Source organism: bacterium (assembly GCA_037131655.1).
In the GTDB taxonomy this organism is placed as follows: domain Bacteria; phylum Armatimonadota; class Fimbriimonadia; order Fimbriimonadales; family JBAXQP01; genus JBAXQP01.
This window is the reverse complement of the sequence record JBAXQP010000184.1, coordinates 1-5,596: the sequence shown is the minus strand read 5'-3', so window position 1 is coordinate 5,596 and position 5,596 is coordinate 1. Positions and strand designations below refer to the sequence as shown.

Here is a 5,596-nt window from a genome sequence, read left to right as displayed (position 1 = left end):
TTAATCGGAGCGGCATTTGTTCACGGAGGGCTAAAGGTCATCCAGTGGGAAGGTTTACGTAATAAAGTTCTCATCCCCCTTATTGCCTCTCCTATCGCAGGTTTCGCTGTGGGTTTCCTCATAATGGGAATAATTTTCTTTGTTTTCAAGAACACGCAGCCTGGGCGGATAAGCGCTTCATTTCGTAGGCTTCAATTGGTATCAGCAGCCGCAATGGCCTTTTCACATGGCCAAAATGATGCCCAGAAAAGCATGGGCATTATTACGATGGCTCTTCTTAGCGCACACCTTCTCCCTACGGCAGAGGTTCCCAAATGGGTCATGCTGGCTTGTGCGACAGCGATGGCCCTAGGCACCTCGGCTGGCGGTTATCGCATCATCAAGACCATGGGACACCGCATCATCCGCTTAGAGCCAGTGCATGGTTTTGCCGCTGAAACAAGCGCGGCAGCGGTCATAATAACAGCCAGCCACCTCGGCATGCCGGTCAGCACTACTCATGTCATCTCAGGAAGTATCTTCGGGGTTGGCTCATCCAAACGCCTCTCAGCCGTTCGTTGGGGATTAGCAAGAAGCATGGTCATCGCCTGGGTTTTAACAATCCCCGCCTCCGGAACAGTCGCTGCATTAGTCTACGAAGGCTTAAAACTCTCAGGGGTTCATTAGGTAATAACTCTCCAATAACAATACAGTTCGCCCCTATAAAGGAGCGAACTGTATTGTTATTTTTCAACTAAAGGTTTTATCCAGTATTCGATCAAGTTTAAAACTTGGCTTCTTCAATTAGATTTCAAGACTACTGACAAAAGCAAGGAAATCGGGTATCTCTTGCTTTTATATATTTTCTATTACCTAACCAGTAGCAGAAATACGGACCACAGTTATTGAATCCCTGGGAGCCTACTAAACCGTAGTCCAAGTTCATCACATGCCCATCTGCCATAAGTTGGACCGTAATTTTTGAGTGCAATGTGCCAGGTTCATCCTGTAGATTTGGCATTACCTGGGCATCATTAATGGTTTCAGGATTCTCATCATAAAGCACAAAGGTATCAGCAGGGTATGTGATATTAGCGTACTTATAAGGCATGTAAGGAGGTTGCCCAGGGGGGGTAGCCATCAGGCCATCATTCATCCCATAAGAACTCCAAACCTTGCTGCCATCGAACCTTTTAGCGCCATTAAAGGTATATCCCCGATAAACATAAGACCCGGCAACAGCTTGGCCACATCCGCCACCGGTAACATTCACTGTTACGCGACCATAAGATGGACACTTGTAGACCCCCATATTCTTAATTAAGGGCCAAAGGGCGCCGGCTTTCGGGTTGGCAATCTCATTCGGATAAAAACCACATGGACTTACAGGATTAAGCGGGTTGGGTTGAACATCATTTGTCCAGCACTCACCAAAGTTACCGGAACAGACCCAGCCCCAACGTTGCGACCCCCGATTGGGTTCTCCATTATTACCCACATAGGGGAAACGGTCCCAATCGTTAATATATCCCATAAACGCTGCGCCAAGTTGTTTCAAGTTGGAAATACACGCAGTCTGACGTGCCTTCTCTCGGGCGGCGGCGAAGACAGGAAAGAGTATCGCAGCAAGGATAACAATAATAGCAATAACCACTAAGAGTTCGATCAGAGTAAATGCTCTTTTTGAATGTCGTTTAGGAATAAACATATAAAACCTCCAATAAAAAATGTGGAGCTTCACGCACGTATACCATAATAACACTACCTAGTAGGTTTGTCAAGTAAAAGTAGCTTAATAATGAGGCTAAATCATATTACGGCTTCCAATAGACCCCTATGGCAATCGGTTGTCTTTTCTCGCTAACCTACTAACTTCATTTTCGGTAATTTTTTCAAAACTTAGAGTACTTACTTAAAGGCAACTACGCCAAATGCTTCGGGATGTCGAACAACACGGGCAAAGCCTGCTTCTTGAAGCCGTCGGATTACTCCCGGAGTAGTCCTCTTGCCTAATTGGCTTTCTGGATCGCCGATATAGTGGAAAAGACGCCCGCCTTTACGCAAAACTCTTAAAAGCTGACAATAGAATTCCTGTGAGTACAATTCACCGGCAAGGCTAAAGGTGGGCGGATCGTGGATTATCCGTGTAAAGAAGCTGTCCTCCATCGATTTTATGACTTCGAATGAATCGCCGACAATCTGAATTATTTTCGGGTTATCGAAAAGCGCTTGCGACCAAGGATTGAAACGCGCTATCTCTAAATCCGCAGGATCGAGTTCGACCGTAACCACTTCATCAGCCGTTTTAGCAGCTTCAATGGCAGTATATCCAAGCCCTGTCGCAGTATCGAGTACTCGGCCGACTATTGGCTCGATGGCTTTTATCTTGGTAAGGGTGTCCGTAATAGGGTCGGTCTCTTTAATGCGGTGCATAGGGATGCCCGAAACCAGCATTGTGGGAGCGCCTTTGGTTGGCGCTAAACTTCGAACCCAATCTGTGTCCTCAGAGAATATCTGAATCTCGTGGATAGAGTTATTCTCGACGGTGAAACATTTCCGATTCGCTTCGCCAATCTCTTTAATCTGCCCCCAGCCCAAACTCTCCCCATTCGCAAACAAAACCCCCTCGGGCGATATCACGACTCCCTCGCTGGTTATGCCAAGATCCGTAGAAGTTTGAGCTGATGTCTTCCCTTCTGCTTTTGTTCGCAGAATCGCTTCGACCTGAAAGTATGACAGGACAATAGGAAGTTTCATGGTATGGGCTAATCCATCGGCTCGACGATGGCATCATCTGTTGAGTAAGCGGAATCGAGGATCACAATAAAAGTTAAATCCATATCCCCCGTATTCACTAAATTCTGGCTCTCACCTGGCGAGAAGTAGATTATGCTTCCTTCTGACACGCTATACTCCAGGCCAGCTCCATAGACACGTCCCTTGCCGGACAAGATGTAATAGACTTCACCGGAAAGCACTTTCCGAAGGGTCGATTCCTCCCCCGGGGCAACTTTAGCCCATGACAGCCCAAAGCCAATTTGAACCCCCATGTCATGTTCATGATGAAGCAACTCCCGAAGCTGAGTATGCCCCCCAACTGTTATTTCAAGACACTGATTTGTATGTTTTACGTACATGATAGTATTGATTTTACCTGTTGAAGAGGGGGATAGGTGATGGGTTTTAGTGACCAGATCGAAACACAATCCAGTATCTCAAACACCCCGAAGGCATGGAATCTGTTTGGAAAGTATTAGAGGAGGTTGCTTCAGCACAACCCGCCTCGCAATAACACGCCCCCCCCTTCTCATCCCCGCCCCCGCCCTGAGTAAGGCGAGGGGTCCGGAATTCAGCCTTTTGCCTTTACTGGTATAATGATGCGATTAGGCAGGGGGAAGGATGTGAAGGCAATAATCGCTTTGTTGGAACCAAATCCACGCCCGACTCAGAAGAGTCGTGTGGGAAATTGTCGAATTGAAATTTACTCCCTCCCTGGCTCAAAAATTAGAAGTGTCAAGGCTGATGCGGTTGTCGTACTGGTTGATCGGACTCGCTTTATTGGCGACCCTTTCAACAAAATGATACGAGATGCATGCACATGGGATATTCAAGACCGTATTAATGAGCTGCCACCTTTAAATACGGGAGAAGCCCAAGCAATTGCTCTTGATCAGGGGCCGGCAAAGCACATGATCCTCGCCAATATCTTTGATGAGAACAAACTGACCAATCCTGAGCTTCTAAACCTCAGCTTAAACGCTATTTTTAAGGTCGCTGAGCAGTTGAAAGCCCAAAGCATGCTTGTTCCTGACTTCACCGATGAGTTCAACTACTTCCAAAAACGCACAGGCCCTGAGTTAGCTGCAAATACTATTCGGACCGCTATCGAACGCAACCCGAATATTGTGAATCTAGTAAAGGTCTTCATTGCGAATTCAGCTTATACTCAAACCTATACTGACATATTTAAATAATGGAAATCCTCTATTCAAAACTTGAAACTCAACCCTTACCCGAGGACAAATGCTTTGTTCTCTCTGGGGGTGATATTCGTCTTAGAGGGCCTATTCTAGAGAAGATTCGTGCATTCGCCTTAGGTGATGCGCGGTTTGATGAAGAAACCTTCGAGGGCAAGTCAGCGACCGCTTCTTCGATACTCGCTTCTGCCCAAACTATTCCATTTGAAGCTCCAAGAAGATTAATCATGATCCGTGAGGCTCAACGCCTACCCTTAGAGGAAGCACAACGTCTTGCCAATGCGTTAGGCTATGCCACAAAAGTCACCGGGTCGAAAAAGAAAAAAGTAACGGATACCCCTGTTTCAATCCTCCCCGATTTGGCTTGCGTTGTTTTTATATGCGTTGATGAACAGAATGACGACACCGATCTGCAAAAGAAGCTGAAAGCCGTAACGACCTTATTGGAGACAGCAGCGAAAGAATGTGCCACGCTCATCAGCTTCCCAGAGTTAAAAGGGGATAGCGCCGCTAAACAACTTCTCCAAATGGCCGAAGCGGCAGGAAAGAAGCTCTCACCCGATGCCTCCAAACATCTAATGGCGCTTGTGGATGGTGATTACGGCATTGCATCGGCTGAACTTGAGAAAGCCCTTTTCTTTGTCGGATCGCAGCCGGAAGTCACAGAATATGACCTTGACCAGGTGGTCACTCCCTCTCGAATCGCTCGCATCTTTTCTTTGGTGGATGCTATTGCCGAAGGACGATTGGGGGATGCTCTTAGTCAATTGCGATTGATGCTGGGAGGAACGGAATCGCCTCAAACAGTGGCTTTACGAAGTGTGTTGCCGCTCATGGGAAGACAGTTCAGATTGCTTTGGCAAGCTCGGGCGCTGATGGATATTCGTTACCCATTGTCTCGCACTCAAAATGTGCCGACGGAAGTGGCTGAATTGTTGCCTCGCGAACCGAATGTGCTCTCACTATTGGCGCGTCAGCCTTATTTTGAAGGTCGTATAAAAAAGCAAGCGGGGCGCTTTACTCTCGTTCAGTTGAGAAAAGCGCTCCGACTTTTACTTGAAACCGATATGGCTTTGAAAGGGATTTCCCCATCGCTCAATGCGAACGATACGCTCGAGCGCCTTGTAGTGGCGCTATGCGGAATTAGCTCTTCGAACCAACCGGCACCATCTTATTAGCCGCTTTCATCAATCGCGACTTGCGACGGGCAGCTGTATTGCGGTGAATAATTCCTCGCTCATAAGCCTTGTCGATCACACTAACAGCAATCTTCATTTCTTGCCCGGTAACTACCGGATCTCCGCCTTTAATGGCAGTACGGACACGGCGTACAAAGGTCTTTATCGCTGACTTTGTAGCCTGGTTGCGCAACCTTCTTTTTTCGTTGCGCCGCAAATCTTTTTTCATTGAACGAATATTCGCCACTCTCAAAACCTCCTATGAAAACAGGGCTTAATTCTAGCACACCAAGTATGCTGAACGCAAGGTTCTTTCATCTGCTTAACTTGACATGGCATATAAACGCGGGGTAAAACTAATCTCCGCGACAAGCCCCGTTCGTCTAGCGGTTAGGATACCTGGTTCTCAGCCAGGGGATCAGGGGTTCGAATCCCCTACGGGGTACTCAAACAGGCGGCCTC

At 47.3% G+C, this 5,596-nt stretch carries 7 protein-coding genes and 1 tRNA gene; 4 read left to right on the top strand and 4 right to left on the bottom strand.

What is annotated here, in order from left to right; all coding sequences use genetic code 11:
• Window positions 1-666, top strand: a 666-nt coding sequence (locus tag WCO51_09100; protein MEI6513416.1) for an inorganic phosphate transporter, incomplete at its 5' end; no start/stop codon positions are given.
• 130 nt (window positions 667-796) lie between these two features.
• Here the strand turns inward: WCO51_09100 and WCO51_09095 are convergent.
• From WCO51_09095 to WCO51_09085, 3 genes are all read right to left on the bottom strand, one after another.
• Window positions 797-1,687, bottom strand: a complete 891-nt coding sequence (locus tag WCO51_09095) for a DUF1559 domain-containing protein (GenBank protein MEI6513415.1) — start codon at window positions 1,685-1,687, stop codon at window positions 797-799.
• A gap of 200 nt (window positions 1,688-1,887) precedes the next feature.
• Window positions 1,888-2,736, bottom strand: a complete 849-nt coding sequence (locus WCO51_09090; protein MEI6513414.1) for a spermine synthase — start codon at window positions 2,734-2,736, stop codon at window positions 1,888-1,890.
• Window positions 2,737-2,744: 8 nt separating this feature from the next.
• Window positions 2,745-3,116, bottom strand: a complete 372-nt coding sequence (locus WCO51_09085) for a cupin domain-containing protein (GenBank protein MEI6513413.1) — start codon at window positions 3,114-3,116, stop codon at window positions 2,745-2,747.
• 264 nt (window positions 3,117-3,380) lie between these two features.
• Between WCO51_09085 and WCO51_09080 the strand changes: the two genes are divergently transcribed.
• Together WCO51_09080 and holA are read left to right on the top strand one after the other, a co-directional pair.
• The gene (locus WCO51_09080; GenBank protein ID MEI6513412.1) at window positions 3,381-3,953 is read left to right on the top strand and encodes a hypothetical protein; all 573 of its coding nucleotides are present in this window, start codon (window positions 3,381-3,383) and stop codon (window positions 3,951-3,953) included.
• On the top strand, window positions 3,953-5,134 hold the full coding sequence (holA, locus tag WCO51_09075) for a DNA polymerase III subunit delta (GenBank protein ID MEI6513411.1): 1,182 nt from the start codon (window positions 3,953-3,955) through the stop codon (window positions 5,132-5,134). The genes WCO51_09080 and holA overlap by 1 nt, the downstream gene beginning before the upstream one ends.
• Here holA and rpsT read toward each other — a convergent pair.
• Window positions 5,100-5,381, bottom strand: a complete 282-nt coding sequence (rpsT, locus tag WCO51_09070; GenBank protein MEI6513410.1) for a 30S ribosomal protein S20 — start codon at window positions 5,379-5,381, stop codon at window positions 5,100-5,102. The genes holA and rpsT overlap by 35 nt on opposite strands.
• A gap of 125 nt (window positions 5,382-5,506) precedes the next feature.
• Between rpsT and WCO51_09065 the strand changes: the two genes are divergently transcribed.
• A tRNA-Glu gene (locus WCO51_09065) sits at window positions 5,507-5,579 on the top strand.
• Window positions 5,580-5,596 lie beyond the last annotated feature (17 nt).